Origin of the sequence: Serratia sp. SSNIH1 (assembly GCF_002935055.1) — a bacterium.
Lineage (GTDB): Bacteria > Pseudomonadota > Gammaproteobacteria > Enterobacterales > Enterobacteriaceae > Serratia > Serratia nevei.
Genome location: NZ_CP026383.1, coordinates 4,125,736 through 4,143,215 on the forward strand (window position 1 = coordinate 4,125,736; position 17,480 = coordinate 4,143,215).

Annotated in this window: 15 protein-coding genes; 2 read left to right on the forward strand and 13 right to left on the reverse strand. The window is 58.6% G+C overall.

Annotated features, from left to right (window positions below):
• Positions 1-2: 2 nt before the first annotated feature.
• The 9 genes from nuoI to lrhA form a co-directional block, all read right to left on the reverse strand.
• Positions 3-545 carry an NADH-quinone oxidoreductase subunit NuoI gene (nuoI, locus tag C3F38_RS19900; RefSeq protein WP_025160170.1) on the reverse strand — a complete coding sequence of 181 codons (543 nt, stop codon included), beginning with the start codon at positions 543-545 and terminating at the stop codon, positions 3-5.
• A gap of 14 nt (positions 546-559) precedes the next feature.
• On the reverse strand, positions 560-1,537 hold the full coding sequence (gene nuoH, locus C3F38_RS19905) for an NADH-quinone oxidoreductase subunit NuoH (protein ID WP_038876403.1): 978 nt from the start codon (positions 1,535-1,537) through the stop codon (positions 560-562).
• A complete protein-coding gene (gene nuoG / locus C3F38_RS19910; RefSeq protein WP_048234759.1) occupies positions 1,534-4,272 on the reverse strand; it encodes an NADH-quinone oxidoreductase subunit NuoG in 2,739 nt (912 codons plus the stop codon). The genes nuoH and nuoG overlap by 4 nt, the downstream gene beginning before the upstream one ends.
• Before the next feature lie 76 nt (positions 4,273-4,348).
• Positions 4,349-5,695 (reverse strand): NADH-quinone oxidoreductase subunit NuoF, encoded by a 1,347-nt coding sequence (nuoF, locus tag C3F38_RS19915; RefSeq protein WP_004936030.1) that lies wholly within the window; start codon positions 5,693-5,695, stop codon positions 4,349-4,351.
• Entirely contained in the window at positions 5,692-6,243 is a 552-nt protein-coding gene (gene nuoE / locus C3F38_RS19920; protein ID WP_004936034.1) for an NADH-quinone oxidoreductase subunit NuoE, read from the reverse strand. The genes nuoF and nuoE overlap by 4 nt, the downstream gene beginning before the upstream one ends.
• 2 nt (positions 6,244-6,245) lie before the next feature.
• Complete coding sequence (nuoC, locus tag C3F38_RS19925) at positions 6,246-8,042, reverse strand: NADH-quinone oxidoreductase subunit C/D (protein ID WP_004936036.1); 1,797 nt, start codon at positions 8,040-8,042, stop codon at positions 6,246-6,248.
• Between the two features lie 96 nt (positions 8,043-8,138).
• Entirely contained in the window at positions 8,139-8,813 is a 675-nt protein-coding gene (locus C3F38_RS19930; RefSeq protein ID WP_004936039.1) for an NADH-quinone oxidoreductase subunit B family protein, read from the reverse strand.
• Between the two features lie 15 nt (positions 8,814-8,828).
• A complete protein-coding gene (gene nuoA, locus C3F38_RS19935) occupies positions 8,829-9,266 on the reverse strand; it encodes an NADH-quinone oxidoreductase subunit NuoA (protein WP_025303663.1) in 438 nt (145 codons plus the stop codon).
• Between the two features lie 707 nt (positions 9,267-9,973).
• Positions 9,974-10,918 carry a transcriptional regulator LrhA gene (lrhA, locus tag C3F38_RS19940; RefSeq protein WP_038876408.1) on the reverse strand — a complete coding sequence of 315 codons (945 nt, stop codon included), beginning with the start codon at positions 10,916-10,918 and terminating at the stop codon, positions 9,974-9,976.
• An 856-nt stretch (positions 10,919-11,774) separates the two neighbouring features.
• Here lrhA and C3F38_RS19945 point away from each other — a divergent pair.
• Both C3F38_RS19945 and yfbR read left to right on the forward strand, forming a co-directional pair.
• Positions 11,775-12,989 (forward strand): pyridoxal phosphate-dependent aminotransferase, encoded by a 1,215-nt coding sequence (locus C3F38_RS19945; protein WP_004936047.1) that lies wholly within the window; start codon positions 11,775-11,777, stop codon positions 12,987-12,989.
• A 107-nt stretch (positions 12,990-13,096) separates the two neighbouring features.
• The gene (yfbR, locus tag C3F38_RS19950; protein ID WP_025303666.1) at positions 13,097-13,696 is read left to right on the forward strand and encodes a 5'-deoxynucleotidase; all 600 of its coding nucleotides are present in this window, start codon (positions 13,097-13,099) and stop codon (positions 13,694-13,696) included.
• 27 nt (positions 13,697-13,723) lie between these two features.
• Here yfbR and C3F38_RS19955 read toward each other — a convergent pair whose 3' ends face one another.
• The 4 genes from C3F38_RS19955 to yfbV form a co-directional block, all read right to left on the reverse strand.
• Positions 13,724-15,556 carry an SLC13 family permease gene (locus C3F38_RS19955; protein WP_038876411.1) on the reverse strand — a complete coding sequence of 611 codons (1,833 nt, stop codon included), beginning with the start codon at positions 15,554-15,556 and terminating at the stop codon, positions 13,724-13,726.
• 97 nt (positions 15,557-15,653) lie between these two features.
• Complete coding sequence (locus C3F38_RS19960; RefSeq protein WP_055312510.1) at positions 15,654-16,310, reverse strand: sugar phosphatase; 657 nt, start codon at positions 16,308-16,310, stop codon at positions 15,654-15,656.
• 17 nt (positions 16,311-16,327) lie between these two features.
• Complete coding sequence (locus tag C3F38_RS19965; protein WP_016926898.1) at positions 16,328-16,822, reverse strand: YfbU family protein; 495 nt, start codon at positions 16,820-16,822, stop codon at positions 16,328-16,330.
• 143 nt (positions 16,823-16,965) lie between these two features.
• Positions 16,966-17,421 carry a terminus macrodomain insulation protein YfbV gene (gene yfbV / locus C3F38_RS19970; protein ID WP_004936061.1) on the reverse strand — a complete coding sequence of 152 codons (456 nt, stop codon included), beginning with the start codon at positions 17,419-17,421 and terminating at the stop codon, positions 16,966-16,968.
• Positions 17,422-17,480 lie beyond the last annotated feature (59 nt).

The following is a 17,480-nucleotide window of genomic DNA, read 5'->3' on the forward strand; positions in this document are numbered from 1 at the left end:
CCTTAGGGCAACAGACCTTTGACGTCGATCGGTTTGGCTTCGTTTTCGGCTTCGCCTTTGGCTTTGCCGTCAATCGCCATACCGGCCATCCGGTAGAAGTTATATTCCGGATATTTACCCGGCCCCGAGATCAACAGATCTTCTTTTTCGTACACCAGATCCTGACGCTTGTACTCACCCAGTTCGAAATCCGGCGTCAGCTGGATAGCGGTAGTCGGGCAAGCCTCTTCGCACAGGCCACAGAAAATGCAGCGCGAGAAGTTGATGCGGAAGAACTCCGGATACCAACGGCCGTCTTTCTGCTCCGCTTTTTGCAGCGAGATACAGCCGACCGGGCAGGCCACCGCACACAGGTTACAGGCGACGCAGCGCTCTTCGCCGTCCGGATCGCGCGTCAGCACGATGCGGCCACGGTAGCGCGGCGGTAGGTAAACCGGTTCTTCCGGATACATCTGGGTTTCGCGCTTGGCGAAGGCATGCATGCCAATCATCCAAATGCTGCGCACCTGGGTGCCGAAACCAACCACTAACTCTTTCAATGTCATGGTTTATTCACCCCTTATTGAGCGTTGTACAAAATGACCGCGGCGGTTGCCAGCAGGTTCAGCAGCGTCAGCGGCAGGCACACTTTCCAGCCGAAAGACATCACCTGGTCATAACGCGGACGCGGCAGCGAGGCGCGGATCAGGATGAACATCATCATGAAGAAGGCCGTTTTCAACGCGAACCAGATGAATGGCGGCAGGAACGGACCCTGCCAGCCGCCGAAGAACAACGTCACAATCAGGGCGGACACGGTGACGATACCGATGTATTCCCCCACGAAGAACAGACCGAACTTCATGCCGGAGTATTCGATGTGGTAACCGTCAGCCAGTTCCTGCTCGGCTTCCGGCTGGTCAAACGGGTGACGGTGGCACACCGCCACGCCGGCGATCGCGAAGGTCACGAAGCCGAAGAACTGCGGAATGACGTTCCAGACGTGCGCCTGGGATTCAACGATGGCCTGCATGTTGAACGAACCCGCCTGCATCACCACGCCCATCAGCGACAGGCCGATGAACACTTCGTAGCTCAGGGTTTGCGCGGAGGCACGCATCGCGCCCAACAGCGAGTATTTGTTGTTGCTCGACCAGCCGGCGAACAGCACGGCGTACACCGCCAGGCCGGCCATCATCAGGAAGAACAGAATACCGATGTTGAGATCGGACACCGCCCAGGTCGGGCTGACCGGAACGATGGCAAATGCCAGCAACAGGGAAGTAAAGGCGATCATCGGCGCCAGGGTGAAGATCACCCGGTCGGAGAATCTCGGCACCCAGTCTTCCTTGAAGAACATTTTGATCATGTCGGCGACCAGCTGCAGCGAGCCGCCCCAGCCTACGCGGTTCGGTCCGTAACGGTTCTGGAACAGGCCGAGCAGGCGGCGTTCGCCGAAGCTCATTAACGCCCCGCACGCCACGACCACCAACAGGATCACGACCGCTTTAAGTACGGCGATCAGAATGTCGATCACCTCAGGGGTAAACCAGCTCATCGTGCCGCCTCCCGCAGATTGTCTACCTTAGCACCCACCAAGATCGGCGGGATCCCTGGCAAGCCGAGCGGCAAACCAACCTGGCCCTGGGTCAGGGTTTCACTCAGACGCACCGGCAGACGCAGGGTCTGGCCCGCACAGCTGAACTCCACCAGGCTGCCTGCGTTGACGCCAAGCGTCGCCGCGTCGGCCGGGTTGACCATCACGTAGGCTTCCGGCATGCGCTGCTGGATCACGTGAGAGCGCTGCGACATTTCATCGCTGCCGAACAGGTGGTAGTAAGGCGCGACACGCCAGCCGTCGTTCGGATTGAAGGCGGCTGGTACGCGGTCGAAGTAACCGAGGCTGCCCTCCCCCGCTTCGATCAGGCGCACGCCCGGATCGCCGTGGCGCAGTTTGCCGCCCACTTCGGCCTGGAACTTGTTCCATGCCTGCGGTGAGTTCCAGCCTGGCGCCCAGGCGAACGGGATCTGCTGACGATCGGCCAGCGGGCTGTTGTTCCCTTCCATCGAGAAGGCGAACATGGTGTCTTTATCCTGCGGCTGACGCGGCTCGTGCACGCTGATGTTGGCGCGCATGGCGGTACGGCCGCTGGAACGGTGCGGCGAACGCGCCAGCTTCTGACCGCGAATGCGGAAAGTCGCGTCCGGCGCGGCATCGACGATGCCCTGCAGCTGCGGCAACGCGGCGACGCAAGCGGCAATCACGTCATCGAGCTGGGTCCAGTCCACGTGGCGGCTGGTGTAGGTGGAGTGCAGCGAGTGCATCCAGCGCCAGCTTTCCAGCATCACGGTGAACTGATTCTTCTTGGCGTCGTCGTAGTAAGCCGGATCGTATACCTGGAAGAAGCGCTGCGCGCGGCCTTCCTGGTTGATCAGCGTACCGTCGCTCTCGGCGAAGCTGGCCGAGGAGAGGATCAGGTTGGCTTTGTCCATGATCGCGGTGCGCTGGTGGTCGGCGACGATCAGGTTGTTGACCTTGGCCAACGCTGCATCCACCTGCGCCGCCGGCGCATGACGATAGAGATCGTTTTCCATCACGATGGCGGTGTCGGCTGCGCCGCTCGCCAGCTGTTCCAGCGCCTGATCGAGCGAACCGCCGCCGATCATCGCCAGGCCCATGCTGTTGGCTGCGCCCGCCACGAAGGTGATGCCGACATCGGAACCGCGGCCCTTCAACGCTTTAGCGATGTTGGCCGCCGCTTCGATGATGGCTTCGCTGCCGGCGTTGCTGCCGGTCACGATCAGCGGTTTGCGTGCGCCGGTCAGCGCCTGCACGATGATATCGACTTTCTTGTTCAGGCCTTCAGCCAGATCGTTGACCGCCGGCGCCGCGCTGTCCAGCGCGTGAGCGATGGCGAAGCCGAAGCGCGCCTGCTCGTCCACCGGCGCGCGGTAGTTCCAGGCGGCGATGTCGTCCAGACGGGTGTTGTCGACGTTGGTGGTGAACAGCGGGTACTTGGCGTGCTGACCGATGTTCTGCACCGCCGCGATCTGCCAGTCGGCCACGCGTTGCGCCGCCGCCATCGCGCGGGCTTTCCCCTTGACGGCCTGGCGCACGGACAGCGCGATACGCGCACCGGTTTGCGTCAGGTCTTCGCCCAGCACCAGCACCGCGTCGTAATCTTCGATCTCACGCAGCGCCGGCGTATGGACGCCGCCGTTTTTCAGCACGTTCAGCATCAGCGCCAGGCGTGATTGCTCCGCCTGAGCGATACCGGTGTAGTAGTTCTCGGCGCCGACCAGCTCGCGCAGTGCGAAGTTGCTTTCCAGGCTGGCGCGCGGGGAGCCGATGCCGATGGTTTTCTTCGCCTGACGCAGGATGTCCGCCGCGCCCTGCATCGCCTGCTCGGCGTTCAGGGTGATCCAGTCATCGCCGCGCAGCTGCTGCGGTTGACGCGGACGATCTTTCTGGTTGACGTAGCCGTAACCGAAACGGCCGCGGTCGCACAGGAAGTAGTGGTTCACGCTGCCGTTGTAACGGTTTTCGATACGGCGCAGCTCGCCATAGCGTTCGCCCGGGCTGGTGTTACAGCCGATGCTGCACTGCTGGCAAATGCTCGGCGCGAACTGCATGTCCCATTTACGGTTGTAGCGTTCGGAGTGCGTTTTGTCGGTGAATACGCCGGTCGGGCACACTTCCACCAGGTTGCCGGAGAACTCGCTTTCCAGCGTGCCGCTTTCCGGGCGACCGAAGTAGACGTTGTCGTGCGCGCCGTACACGCCGAAGTCGGTGCCGTCCGCATAGTCTTTGTAGTAACGCACGCACCGGTAGCAGGCGATGCAGCGGTTCATCTCGTGCGAGATAAACGGCCCCAGCTCCTGATTATTGTGGGTGCGCTTGGTGAAGCGGTAGCGGCGGAAGCTGTGGCCGGTCATTACCGTCATATCCTGCAGGTGACAGTTACCGCCTTCTTCACAGACCGGGCAATCGTGCGGGTGGTTGGTCATCAACCACTCGACCACGCTTTCACGGAACTGCTTCGCTTCACCGTCATCGATGGAGATGAAGGTGCCGTCGGATGCCGGGGTCATACAGGACATCACCAAACGGCCGCGCGTATCTTCCGCGTTTTGGTATTGCTTTACCGCACATTGGCGGCAAGCGCCGACGCTTCCCAGCGCCGGATGCCAGCAAAAGTAAGGAATATCAAGGCCGAGGGAAAGACAAGCCTGCAGCAGGTTGTCCGCTCCGTCTACCTCATACTCTTTGCCGTCTACATGAATCGTAGCCATAGTCAGCATGCTTCCAAGTGGCCTGCCTTGCGGCAGGCGTTAATCAAAAATTCTGGCCGTGTTCGGGCGAGTCGGCTTACCAGCGCTGCTTCAGCAGATTGTTCGGCTGAATGCCGCCAATCGCATGGGCATTGCCGAAGTGCTGCACGGCGATGCCCGCCTCGAACTCTTCACGGAAATATTTAATCGCGCTTTGCAGTGGCTCTACGGCACCTGGCGCGTGGGCGCAGAAGGTTTTGCCCGGGCCGAGGGAACGGCACAGCTGTTCGAGGGTTTCGATATCCCCCGGCTGCCCTTCGCCGTTTTCCAACGCACGCAGGATCTTCACGCTCCACGGCAGGCCGTCTCGGCATGGCGTACACCAGCCGCAGGACTCGCGGGCGAAGAACTCTTCCAGGTTACGCACCAGCGGCACCATGCCGATCTCGTGGTCTACCGCCATCGCCAGCGCGGTGCCGAGACGGCTGCCGGCTTTGCCGATCGCGCCGTATTCCATTGGCAGATCGAGGTGATCGGCGGTCAGGAAGTCGGTCCCCGCGCCGCCCGGCTGCCAGGCTTTGAAGCGCAGACCGTCGCGCATGCCGCCGGCGTAGTCTTCCAGGATCTCGCGCGCGGTGGTGCCGAACGGCAGCTCCCAGACGCCCGGATTTTTCACCCGGCCGGAGAAGCCCATCAGCTTAGTGCCTTTGTCTTCACTGCCGGAGATGCCGGTGTACCACTCCACGCCGTTCGCCAAAATGGCCGGCACGTTGCACAGCGTTTCGACGTTGTTGACGCAGGTCGGCTTGCCCCACACGCCGGCGCTGGCCGGGAATGGCGGCTTGGAACGCGGGTTGGCGCGGCGGCCTTCCAGCGAGTTGATCAGCGCGGTTTCTTCGCCGCAGATGTAACGGCCGGCGCCGGTGTGCACGATCAGCTCGAAATCGAACCCGGTGCCGAGAATGTTCTTGCCCAGATAGCCGGCTTCGGTGGCTTCCGCGATGGCGCGACGCAGGTGCGCCGCCGCTTCGATGTACTCACCGCGAAGGAAGATGTACCCACGGTAGGCTTTCAGCGCGAACGCGGAGATCAGCATGCCTTCCACCAATAGGTGCGGCAGCTGCTCCATCAGCAGGCGGTCTTTATAAGTGCCCGGCTCCATTTCATCGGCGTTACACAGCAGGTAACGGATGTTCATGGATTCGTCCTTCGGCATCAGGCTCCACTTCAAACCGGTGGAGAAGCCCGCGCCGCCGCGTCCCTTCAGCCCGGAGTCTTTCACCAGGCTGACGATCTCGTCCGGTGCCAGGCCTTTGAGGGCCTTTTCTGCGCCGGCATAGCCGTTTTTGCTGCGGTACTCGTCCAGCCACAGCGGCTGCTTATCATCGCGCAGACGCCAGGTCAGCGGATGCGTTTCGGGAGTGCGTACAATGTGCTTGGTCATTGATACTGCTCCAGTAGCGTCTCGATATCTTCAGGCTTCAGCTGACTGTGAGTGTCCTCATCAATCATCATGGTCGGCCCTTTATCGCAGTTGCCCAGACAGCAGGTCGGCAACAGCGTGAAGCGGCCATCAAAGGTGGTTTGACCCGGCTTGATGTTCAGCTTCTTCTCGATAGCGGCCTGAATGCCCTGGTAACCGGTGATGTGACAGACAACGCTGTCACAATAACGGATTACGTGACGTCCTACTGGCTGACGGAAAATCTGGCTGTAGAACGTGGCCACGCCTTCTACGTCGCTGGCGGGGATGCCCAGCACTTCCGCGATGGCGTAAATCGCACCGTCCGGAACCCAGCCGCGCTGCTTCTGCACAATTTTCAGTGCTTCGATGGAAGCGGCGCGCGGATCCTCGTAATGGTGCTTTTCGTGCTCGATCGCATCACGTTCTTCCGCGCTCAGTACAAATGCATCAACGCCGCTCTGAGGAGCGGCTGCGTTGATGGGCTCGAGCGCATCATTGACTGCGTGATTGTCTTTTTGATCATGCATAGTTAGCGGTCCACATCTGACATTACAAAATCGATACTACCCAGATAGACGATCAGGTCGGAAACCAGGCTGCCACGGATGACCGATGGGATCTGCTGCAGGTGCGCAAAGCTCGGCGTACGTACCCGGGTGCGGTAGCTCATGGTGCTGCCGTCGCTGGTCAGGTAGTAGCTGTTGATCCCTTTGGTGGCTTCAATCATCTGGAATGATTCGTTGGCTGGCATCACCGGGCCCCAGGAAACCTGCAGGAAGTGGGTGATCAGCGTTTCAATATGCTGCAGCGTGCGCTCTTTCGGCGGCGGCGTGGTCAGCGGGTGATCGGCCTTGAACGGGCCTTCCGGCATGTTGTTCAGGCACTGCTCGAGGATGCGCAGGCTCTGGCGCAGCTCTTCCACCTTCAGCATCACGCGGGTGTAGCAGTCGCTGGTGCCGTCGCCGACCGGCACTTCGAAGTCGAAGTTCTCGTAGCCGGAGTACGGACGCCATTTACGCACGTCGAACTCGACGCCAGTGGCACGCAGGCCGGCGCCGGTTACGCCCCACTCCAGCGCTTCTTTGGCGTTGTAAGACGCTACGCCGATGGAACGGCCTTTCAGGATGCTGTTCTTCAGCGCCGCTTTCACGTAGGAGTCCAGACGCTTCGGCATCCAGTCGAGGAATTCACGCAGCAGGCGATCCCAGCCGCGCGGCAGATCGTGCGCGACGCCGCCGATGCGGAACCAGGCCGGGTGCATACGGAAACCGGTGATTGCTTCCACCAGATCGTAGATTTTCTGACGGTCGGTAAAGGCGAAGAACACCGGGGTCATCGCGCCGACGTCCTGAATGAAGGTGGAGATGTACAGCAGGTGGCTGTTGATGCGGAACAGCTCGGACAGCATCACGCGGATGGTGTCGACGCGCTCAGGCACCTTGATGCCGGCCAGCTTCTCGACCGCCAGCACATAAGGCATTTCGTTCACGCAGCCGCCGAGGTACTCGATACGGTCGGTGTACGGAATGTAGCTGTGCCAGGATTGACGCTCGCCCATCTTCTCGGCGCCGCGGTGGTGATAGCCGATATCCGGCACGCAGTCGACGATCTCTTCGCCGTCCAGCTGCAGAATGATGCGGAACGCACCGTGCGCGGACGGGTGGTTCGGGCCGAGGTTGAGGAACATGAAGTCTTCGTTCTCGGTACCGCGCTTCATGCCCCAGTCTTCCGGCTTGAAGGTCAGCGCTTCCATCTCCAGATCTTCTTTCTGCTTGGTCAGCACGAAAGGATCGAATTCGGTGGCGCGCGCCGGGTAGTCCTTGCGCAGCGGGTGCCCTTCCCAAGTCTGCGGCATCATGATGCGCGACAGGTGCGGGTGGCCGTCGAAGGTGATGCCGAACATTTCCCAGGTTTCGCGCTCGTACCAGTTGGCGTTCGGGAACACCTTGGTCGCCGTCGGCACGTGCAGGTCTTTTTCAGACAGCGCCACCTTCAGCATGATGTCGCGGTTGCGTTCGATGGAAATCAGATGGTAGAAAACGGAGAAATCCGCAGCGGGCAGGCCGTCGCGGTGGGTGCGAAGACGTTCGTCCACGCCATGCAGATCGAACAGCATGACATACGGCTTCGGCTGTTTTCTCAGGAACGTCATTACTTCCAGCAACTGGTCAGGTTTAACCCATACCACGGGCATGCCGGTACGGGTGGCCTGAACAGTAAAGGCTTCCGGCCCAAAACGGTTGCGCAGTTCGCCGATCACCGGGTCGTCAAGGTGATCTCGGGTCTGCCAGGCAGGCAAGGCGTCGTGCGTCGTCAAATCTGTCATAATTTTTTTTCACCACACTAAAGGGTTATTCGCCGCAAGTTTCACTTTTCGCTGTGTTAACCAATAGCGCACTAAGATGGACGTTAAATGAACGTCTTAAATCTCGTCAGGCGTCCGGAGGTTGGTCACCGCGATACGCTCGCCGTGTTTACGCTCTCTTTCAGACTGCATATTGGCGCGGTAAACGCCCTGATCGCCGACAACCCACGACAGCGGGCGACGTTCTTTGCCGATGGATTCCTGCAGCAGCATCAGCGCTTGCATGTAGGCTTCCGGACGCGGCGGGCAGCCGGGAATGTACACGTCGACCGGCAGGAACTTGTCCACGCCCTGCACCACGGAATAGATGTCGTACATGCCGCCGGAGTTGGCGCAGGCGCCCATCGAGATCACCCACTTAGGCTCCAGCATCTGCTCGTACAGGCGTTGGATGACCGGGGCCATCTTGGTGAAACAGGTACCGGCCACCACCATCAGGTCAGCCTGACGCGGGGAGGCGCGCAGTACTTCCGCACCGAAACGCGCCACGTCGTGAACGGCGGTAAACGACGTCACCATCTCCACGTAACAGCACGAAAGGCCGAAGTTATACGGCCAAATAGAGTTTTTACGCCCCCAGTTCACCATGTCATGCAGCGCATGTTCGAGTTTACCCATGTAAACCGTGCGGTGGACCTGTTGTTCCAGGGGATCGGCGACGATCTCCTGTTTTTGCAGGGGATAACGGTCGTTCTCACCGTTCGGGTCTATGCGGGTGAGCGTATAGTCCATCTTAATGCCTCGCTGTTACTGCGGATGACTGTTGGTGTTAGTGATCGTGCTCGGTTTGCTGCGGCGTTGGGAACGCGCCGGAGTCCAATCCAACGCGCCGATGCGCACCAGATAAACCAGACCGGCCAATAGCACCAAAATGAAAATGGCGGCTTCGATAAAGCCTACCCAACCGCTCTCGCGAACCGAGACCGACCAGGCATACAGGTATAAGGCTTCAACGTCGAAAATAACGAAGAACATGGCCACCAGGTAGAACTTGGCGGACAAGCGCATGCGCGCCGTACCGACCGAGTCGATGCCTGATTCAAACGGGGTGTGTTTGGCGCGCGCCCGGGCTCTCCCACCCAAGAAGAACGCACCCAGCAGCATTAAGCCGCAAAGCCCGATAGCCACGACGAGAAATACGGCGAGCGCCCAGTGATGAGCGATAACTTCAGTGGTTGTTGACATACTCTATGCTTACTCATCAAAAGTGGCGTCGATCGCGCTGCTCTTGTCACCGGCAGTTAGTGCGCCACATCGATTTAAGGGAAGGATAAATAACCACACAAACAAACTGCTTTTACAGCGAGTTAGGCAGCGTTTTTCTGTGGGCTTTTTACTCCTTTCTATAACCTTTTGTCAACTTTGACAAAAGTATCTACACACTAGTTTACATACGTATCATTTGATTAACATTTGATGCGCCAGGGGCTGGCTAAATCGTGTCAGTTAATTTTTGTGTAGAAACAGATAGATATAAACCAACGTGCACATTTCAGTTTTACTATACCATTGTCTCAGGAATTCCCTGTTCTTCCACTCACTACCTAGGGGTATTTTTTTGATCCAGGACACGTTTTCAGCATAAATCCTCAAAAAAAGTGTGGCCCTTTAACAATTTTCCTCAAATTAAGCCGCAAAAACGGCCGCTATAAGCTAACAAAATAACCCTGCTATTACCATGCCTTTAACCCATTCAATCTTATTGCTCAAAAAACAAACTCAGCGTCTTAAACCCGGCCAAACTCTCTTTTCAGTGACGCTTAAAAGTTAATAAAACAGCCAACTCATAACAAAATCTTCATTAAATCCCTATAACAGTAAAAATAGCCAAAAAAAGGGCAAAAAAAACCTCCGCCGAAGCAGAGGTTTTCATCAGAGCTAACGCCGCGGCGTTATTCTTCTTCGTCCACCAGGCTGGCGTCATCCTGATCGCCCTGGAGACCAGCTTCCGCGCCGTTGAAGCCATAACCGTCATTGCCGCCCTGCATTGCGCTGAAGATGGCCATCGCCAGCTCATTGCTGCACTGCGCGTTTTTGCACAGCGCATACTGGGTATCCGGCAGCGGCGGCAAACCTTCCACCGCCCCCAGCACCCGCAGATCGGGGCTCATCATCTCGATCGGCCGCGCGGTCACGCCCAAGCCGGCCTTACAGGCCGCCCGCACCGCGGACAGCGTGGAGGCGACGTAGGCGATACGCCACGGGATACCGGCTTCGTCCAGCTGCTTGATCGCCAGCGCACGGAACGGGCTTGGCTCATCCATCACCACCAACGGGATCGGTTCGCCCGCCTGATAGTGGTAATCGGCGGCGCAGTACCACAGCGTCGGCGATGTGCGCAGCACGATATGCGGATGTCCGGCCGGATCGGCCGTGGTCACCGCCAGCTCGATCTCGCCCTCTTCCAGCAGATCGACCATCGTCGTGCTGCGCTTTACGCGCACGTCAATGGCCAGCTTCGGATAGATGGCGGTCACGCGGTTCAACAGGAAAGGCAGAATGGTATCGGCGGTGTCGTCGGAAGCGCCGATGGTCAGAACACCTTTAATATTGTTGTACATCAGCGAGGTACAGGCTTCGTCGTTAAAGCGCAGGATCTTCCTGGCATAACCGAGAAGCTGAATACCATGCTCAGTCAGGAGTTTGTTACGCCCATGGCGGGCAAACAGTTCTTTGCCGACCAGTTGCTCTAATCGCTGCATTTGTTGACTGACGGCTGATTGAGTACGGCATACGGCAACCGCCGCCGCCGCAAAGGTATTCAAATCAGCAACCGCAACAAAGGTTCTTAGCAGATCGAGGTCGAGATTAAGTATCGGACGATTTGCAGTTGTCATAGTGTATTCTTCACTTTTTTAAATTCTAATTTACGAACTACTACCCTGGTGTGTTTCTCAGACGCCGTTGAAAAGGACGGAGCCTGTTATGACAGTACCCCACTCATAAGTGGAGGGCAAAAAAATTACTTATGATTCGTTACCTCTATCGCTTTTTAAAATGCGATCTATCGATGGTGCTTATAGAACGCGGGGAGCTGAATACCGGTGAAAAGGGAACCCCCCCACCGAACCTGAGATTTTACTCATTCATACTGCCTAATTTCCACTCCATTCGTGCTACTGAGAACCCTTATCAACCGGCGTTCAGACTGCATTACAGAGCAAAAAAGATAAATAATTAACGATACCGACTTCGTGTTACCACTCAATGAATTTAATAAATTCAATCAGTAAGATTTTTGCTTTAAATAATAATCCTATAACCACATAAACAATGCTTAAGATAAAATATAAAGTAAAGCTAATGTAAATATGTCATTTTTCTTAGTGTGGTGCGCTAACTGACTCCCCGCTATCAGACAACTCCGGTATTATCGTTCCTTTACAGTTTATTGAAGCCTATTCTCCCTTTCGGCTTATCAGTTCACTGCTGCCGGCCGCGATCGCCGGCACGTCGCGTTTATCGAGGCGGGATTTTACAGAACAAAACCCTAGTAAAATTATAGTTCATGAAATTATGAACCACAAAATAACTTTACCTTTGCTTATCATAACTAAAATCCCCCGTTACGACATGCATTTGCACCAAAGGCGTGCAAAACCCTTCAAAAGCAACTACGCCAGGAGTACATTGGGCGGGTTGCGGCGTCCCACGGTAGGAGCGCCCCTATCCCAGCAAAAGGCTCAACTTTTTATGTCCCCCATTGAGAAATCCAGCAAACTGGACAACGTCTGCTATGACATTCGCGGCCCGGTGCTTAAAGAAGCTAAACGTCTTGAAGAAGAAGGCAACAAAGTCCTGAAACTGAACATCGGCAACCCTGCCCCGTTCGGTTTCGACGCCCCGGACGAAATCCTGGTCGACGTGATCCGCAATCTGCCCACGGCGCAAGGCTACTCCGATTCCAAAGGCCTCTTCTCGGCGCGTAAAGCGATCATGCAGCACTATCAGGCGCGCAACATGCGTGACGTGACCGTTGAGGATATCTACATTGGCAACGGCGTCTCGGAGCTGATCGTCCAATCCATGCAGGCGCTGCTCAACAGCGGCGACGAAATGCTGGTGCCGGCGCCGGACTACCCGCTGTGGACCGCCGCGGTATCGCTGTCCGGCGGCAAGGCCGTGCACTACCTGTGCGATGAGCAGGCCGGCTGGTTCCCGGATCTGGACGACATCATCAGCAAGATCACCCCGCGCACCCGCGGCATCGTGATCATCAACCCGAACAACCCGACCGGCGCGGTTTACAGCAAAGCGCTGCTGGAACAGATCGTCGAGATCGCCCGTCAACACAACCTGATCATCTTCGCCGACGAGATCTACGACAAGATCCTGTATGACGAAGCCGAGCACCATTCGATCGCCGCGCTGGCGCCGGATCTGCTGACCGTGACCTTCAACGGCCTGTCGAAAACCTACCGAGTGGCGGGCTTCCGCCAGGGCTGGATGGTGCTGAACGGGCCGAAGAAGCACGCCAAAGGCTATATCGAAGGGCTGGAGATGCTGGCTTCGATGCGCCTGTGCGCCAACGTGCCGATGCAACACGCCATTCAAACCGCGCTGGGCGGTTATCAGAGCATCAGCGAATTCATTCAGCCCGGCGGCCGCCTGTACGAACAGCGCAACCGCACCTGGGAACTGCTCAACGACATTCCGGGCGTCTCTTGCGTAAAACCTCAGGGCGCGCTGTACATGTTCCCGCGCATCGACGCCAAGCGCTTCAACATCCACGACGACCAGAAACTGGTGCTGGACCTGCTGCTGCAGGAAAAAGTGCTGCTGGTGCAGGGCACCGCGTTCAACTGGCCTTACCCGGATCACGTGCGAATCGTCACCCTGCCGCGCGTAGACGAACTGGAAATGGCGGTCGGCAAGCTGGGCCGCTTCCTGGAAGGTTACCACCAGTAATCGCCTGGGGCGCAGCGCCTTGCTGCGCCCTTCTCTCATTGCCCGGTTGCAAAATTCGCCGTCACTGCTTCACAATGGGGCCCTCACTTGCCGTTAAAGAGAGCACCATGAGCCAGAGCCATTTCTTCGCCCATCTATCCCGCCTGAAACTGATCAACCGCTGGCCGCTGATGCGCAACGTGCGTACCGAGAACGTCTCCGAACACAGTCTGCAGGTAGCTTTCGTCGCCCACGCATTGGCGGTGATCAAGAACCGCAAATTCAACGGCAACCTCAACGCCGACCGCGTTGCGCTGCTGGCGATGTACCATGACGCCAGCGAAGTGATCACCGGCGACATGCCGACGCCGATCAAGTACTACAATCCGCAGATCGCCCATGAATACAAGAAGATCGAAAAGATCGCCCAGCAAAAGCTGCTGGACATGATCCCCGCGGAGCTGCGCAACGACTTCCGCACCATTCTCGATGAGCACTACTACAGCGAAGATGAAAAGCAGGTAGTGAAGCAGGCAGACGCACTGTGCGCCTACCTGAAATGCCTGGAGGAACTCTCTGCCGGCAACAACGAATTCACCCTGGCCAAGGCGCGGCTGGATAAAACTCTGGAACAGCGCCGCAGCCCGGAAATGGACTACTTCATGGACGTGTTCATTCCCAGCTTCAGCCTGTCATTGGACGAAATCAGCCTCGACAGTTCGCTGTAATCCCGCCGGCGCAGCCTCGCTGCGCCGTTAAAAGCCGTAGAGCCACGGCACCACAATCACGCTGACCGCCATCACCAGCAGAGTGAACGGCACGCCGAGACGCACGAAATCGCCGAACTTGTAATTGCCCGGCCCCAGCACCAGCGTGTTGACCGGTGAAGAGACCGGCGTCATAAAGGCGGCGGACGCGGCGATGGCGATAATCATCGCGAACGGGTATGGCGAGACGCCCATTTCGCGCGCGGCGGCGATGGCGATCGGCGCCATCAGCACCGCCGTCGCGGTGTTGGAAATAAACAGGCCGATGGTGGCGCACAAGACGAACAGGCACAGTAGCATCACGCGCGGCCCCGCACCGCCGGCGACGTCCATCAGCCCGCTGACGATCAGATCCACCCCGCCGGTCTTTTGCAGCGCCTGTGCAAACGGCATCATCCCGACGATCAAAATGATGCTCGGCCAATGAATCGATTTATAGGCGCTCTCCATATCGATACAGCGGAACTTGCCCATCAGCAGACAAGCGATCAGCGCCGCGATGGGGTTGGGGATTTCGTCGGTCAACATCATTGCCACCATCAGCGCCAGGCAAAACAGCGCGTGCGGCGCCTGCGTGATGGCCGGTGCCACTTCGTCCACCTCGGCCGGCAGGTTGAGCACGATAAAGTCGTGGGTTTTGGCCTGCAGCTGACGGATCGCCTTCCAGTCGCCGATCACCAGCAAAATGTCGCCCAGCTCCAGCGGCTCGTCCACCAGCTTGCCGCCCAGCGTCTCGCCGTGGCGGCGGATGCCCACCACGTTGAGATCGTAGCGGCTGCGGAACGCCGCTTCGCGCAGGCTTTTGCCCAGCAGCGCCGAGTCCGGGATCAGCGACACTTCCGCCATGCCGACGTTGCGCGACTGTTCAGAGAAGTAATCGCCACGCAGCACCATCGGCTCCAGCCGCTGTTCGCCGCAGAATTCGCGCAGATCGACCTGGCTGTCCGACATGTCGATCAAAAGAACGTCGCCCTCGCGCAGCTCGGTGCTGCCGGAAGCGCTGACCATCACCCGCCGGAAGCGTTTCCAGCGCTCGATGCCCACCACGTTGGCGCCATAGCGCGCACGCAGGTGCAATTCATCCAGCGAACGCCCGATCAGCGGCGAATCGCTGCGGACAGCCAGCCGCCGCGCGCGGCCGGTCAGCTTGTAGTCGCGGATCAAATCGCGGAAGGTGCGGCGCTGCCAGTCATCGCCGGCTTTGCCCGTTTCACCGCTGCCCAGCCAACGCCGGGCGATCAGCATGTAGCCGACGCCCAGCGCCAGCACCACCAGGCCAATGGGCGTCACGCTGAAGAAACCGAAACCATGGATGCCTTCACGCACCAGTTCGCTGTTGACCACCATGTTGGGTGGCGTGGCCACCAGCGTCATCATGCCGCTGATCAGCCCGGCGAAGCTGAGCGGCATCATCAGCCGCCCCGGTGCGATCTTCATTCTGGCCGTCACGCTGAGCACCACCGGGATAAAGATCGCCACCACGCCGGTCGAGCTCATGAACGCCCCCAGCCCGGCGACCGTGACCATCAGCAGCATCAACATTTTGGTTTCGCTGCTGCCGGCCACTTTCACCAGCCAGTCCCCCACCTGATAGGCCACGCCGGTGCGCACCAGCCCTTCACCGATCACGAACAGCGCCGCGATCAAAATCACGTTGGGATCGCTGAAACCGACCGTCGCCTCCTGCAGGCTGAGCGTGCCGCTCAGTACGAAGGCGATAATCACCAACAGCGCCACCACGTCCATGCGCAGCTTGTTGGTGGTAAACAGCACGATGGCAATCAGCAGTAAACTCAGCACCCACAGTAATTCGCTGTTCAAAACGGCCTCATCCGGCAAATGTCCAAGGGTCTAAAAAATAGCATAAAAAAACCCCGCCGAAGCGGGGTCTAATCAATTAGGGTGAAGATAATGCCGCTCAGGCCAGCCGGCGAACGATTGCGCCCTGCGCCGTTTTATCGACGGCGATCTGCGCCAGCGAATCCAGCCGCAGGTCGACCTGATCCAGCTTCGGCGCATCCGCCGGCGCGTTGACCGCAATCACCTGGCAGCCCGCCGCCAGGCCGGAGAGAATGCCGGCCGGCGCGTCTTCAACCACCACGCACTCGTGCGGCGCAAGCCCCAGGCGCTCGGCGCCCAGCAGATAGGCGTCGGGCTGTGGCTTACCGTGTTTAACCTGCTCGGCGGTGATGAACACCTCCGGCTGCGGCAAACCGCCGGCCTGGCGGCGAGCGCCGGCCACCGGCACCGAACCTGAGGTGACGATCGCCCAAGGGATACCGAGCGCGTTCAGGCGCTCCAGCAGCGCAATCGCGCCCGGCAGCGCGCGAACGCCGTCGGTATCCTGCGCTTCGGCCTGCTCCAGCAACTCGAACTCGCGCTGAATTTCCGCTTCGCTTTCGCCCGGCATAAAGTGGCGCAGAGAAGTAATGGCCTGTTTACCGTGAATGAAGTCCAGCACCGCTTGCGGGTTGACGCCGCGGCGCTCGGCCCAGTGCGTCCAGGCGCGCTCTACCGCCGGCAATGAATCCACCAGGGTGCCATCAAGATCGAACAGAAAACCCTTACACTCCACAGAAAACCTCTTCTTAATCAAGCATTGATGATTTGCGCTATCTCAACGGCGCTCAGGTGATACTGGCGCGGACAGGCCAGCCAGATCGCCAGCATACGCTGGTATTTTTCCCACATTTTGGTCTGGGCGTTGAAACCATGGCTGCCGGAATCGAAGTGAGTATAACGCCCCTCGGTGCTGACCAGGAAACGCACGTAGCTCAGGTAGCGCGCTTCGGTGGCGGCGTCGAAACCGAGAAACGCCAGGCGGCGCTCGTCCAGATCCTGCTTCTCTTTCAGGTTGCCCCAGGAAACCTGCAGCGCATGGTGCATCTCCATCACGTTGATGATGGTGCGGCACACCTCTTCGCTCAGTTCGCCGAAGTCGCGATCCAGTTCGCGCATTTGCAACCCGAAGCCGCGTTCGACGATGGTTTGCAACCGGCGATAACGGTCGCCGTTGTCCGGATCGAGCAGGGTCATCATCTTGTACTGGTTCGACAGGATCAGCCGCTGGGCGTTGGTCATTTCCATCAGGATTTCCTCATTTCTGTGTGATGGCGGGAGCATCGCACAGCGCAAGAACGCAGGAAATCACAACTCGACCGTTCTTTGATTTAAACCGGGGTTATTGACGCTTAGACGAAAAAGGCCGCATCAACGCGGCCTTTTCTCAGTTACAGATCGTCGAGGAAGGTTTTGTCCAGCTGCTTGAAAGCACGCTTGAGCAGATCGGCCAACGTCTGATAGGTCGGCGTGCCTTCGAGCGGCGCTACCGCCTGCCCGGCTTCCGTCAGCTTGTTGCGCACCTCATGGAACCATTGCAGCAGCGTCGGCGGCAGCGGCGTAACAGAACGGCGCCCCAGCCACCACAAGCCCTGCATCGGCAGACTGCAGGCGAACAGCGCGGTGGCGATCGCCGGGCCGAGCTGGCCGCCCAGCGCGATCTGCCAGGTCAGCGTGAAAATCGCCAACGGCGGCATGAAACGGATAGCGAAACGGGTGGCACGCGCAACGCGGTTCTCCGGAAAGACCGGTGCCAGACGTTTGTCTGACGGCCAGGTTTTCATATAATGCTGCCCGCGCTGGAAGACCTGAAACCAGCTTACGGAACCGGACGGTTTGCTCGTCATTGCGTACCTCAACGTCACGTAAAGAAACTAAAAGCGTGCTGCCAGAGCCCATACTAAAA

What these genes read in the sequence shown, in the direction of transcription:
- yfbV (WP_004936061.1), bottom strand. Translation starts at nt 17,421, where the DNA reads ATGACGAGCAAACCGTCCGGTTCCGTAAGCTGGTTTCAGGTCTTCCAG.
- nuoA (WP_025303663.1), bottom strand. Translation starts at nt 9,266, where the DNA reads ATGTCAACAACCACTGAAGTTATCGCTCATCACTGGGCGCTCGCCGTA.
- nuoH (WP_038876403.1), bottom strand. Translation starts at nt 1,537, where the DNA reads ATGAGCTGGTTTACCCCTGAGGTGATCGACATTCTGATCGCCGTACTT.
- yfbR (WP_025303666.1), top strand. Translation starts at nt 13,097, where the DNA reads ATGAGCCAGAGCCATTTCTTCGCCCATCTATCCCGCCTGAAACTGATC.
- lrhA (WP_038876408.1), bottom strand. Translation starts at nt 10,918, where the DNA reads ATGACAACTGCAAATCGTCCGATACTTAATCTCGACCTCGATCTGCTA.
- nuoG (WP_048234759.1), bottom strand. Translation starts at nt 4,272, where the DNA reads ATGGCTACGATTCATGTAGACGGCAAAGAGTATGAGGTAGACGGAGCG.
- C3F38_RS19930 (WP_004936039.1), bottom strand. Translation starts at nt 8,813, where the DNA reads ATGGACTATACGCTCACCCGCATAGACCCGAACGGTGAGAACGACCGT.
- nuoC (WP_004936036.1), bottom strand. Translation starts at nt 8,042, where the DNA reads ATGACAGATTTGACGACGCACGACGCCTTGCCTGCCTGGCAGACCCGA.
- C3F38_RS19945 (WP_004936047.1), top strand. Translation starts at nt 11,775, where the DNA reads ATGTCCCCCATTGAGAAATCCAGCAAACTGGACAACGTCTGCTATGAC.
- nuoI (WP_025160170.1), bottom strand. Translation starts at nt 545, where the DNA reads ATGACATTGAAAGAGTTAGTGGTTGGTTTCGGCACCCAGGTGCGCAGC.
- nuoF (WP_004936030.1), bottom strand. Translation starts at nt 5,695, where the DNA reads ATGACCAAGCACATTGTACGCACTCCCGAAACGCATCCGCTGACCTGG.
- C3F38_RS19965 (WP_016926898.1), bottom strand. Translation starts at nt 16,822, where the DNA reads ATGGAAATGACCAACGCCCAGCGGCTGATCCTGTCGAACCAGTACAAG.
- nuoE (WP_004936034.1), bottom strand. Translation starts at nt 6,243, where the DNA reads ATGCATGATCAAAAAGACAATCACGCAGTCAATGATGCGCTCGAGCCC.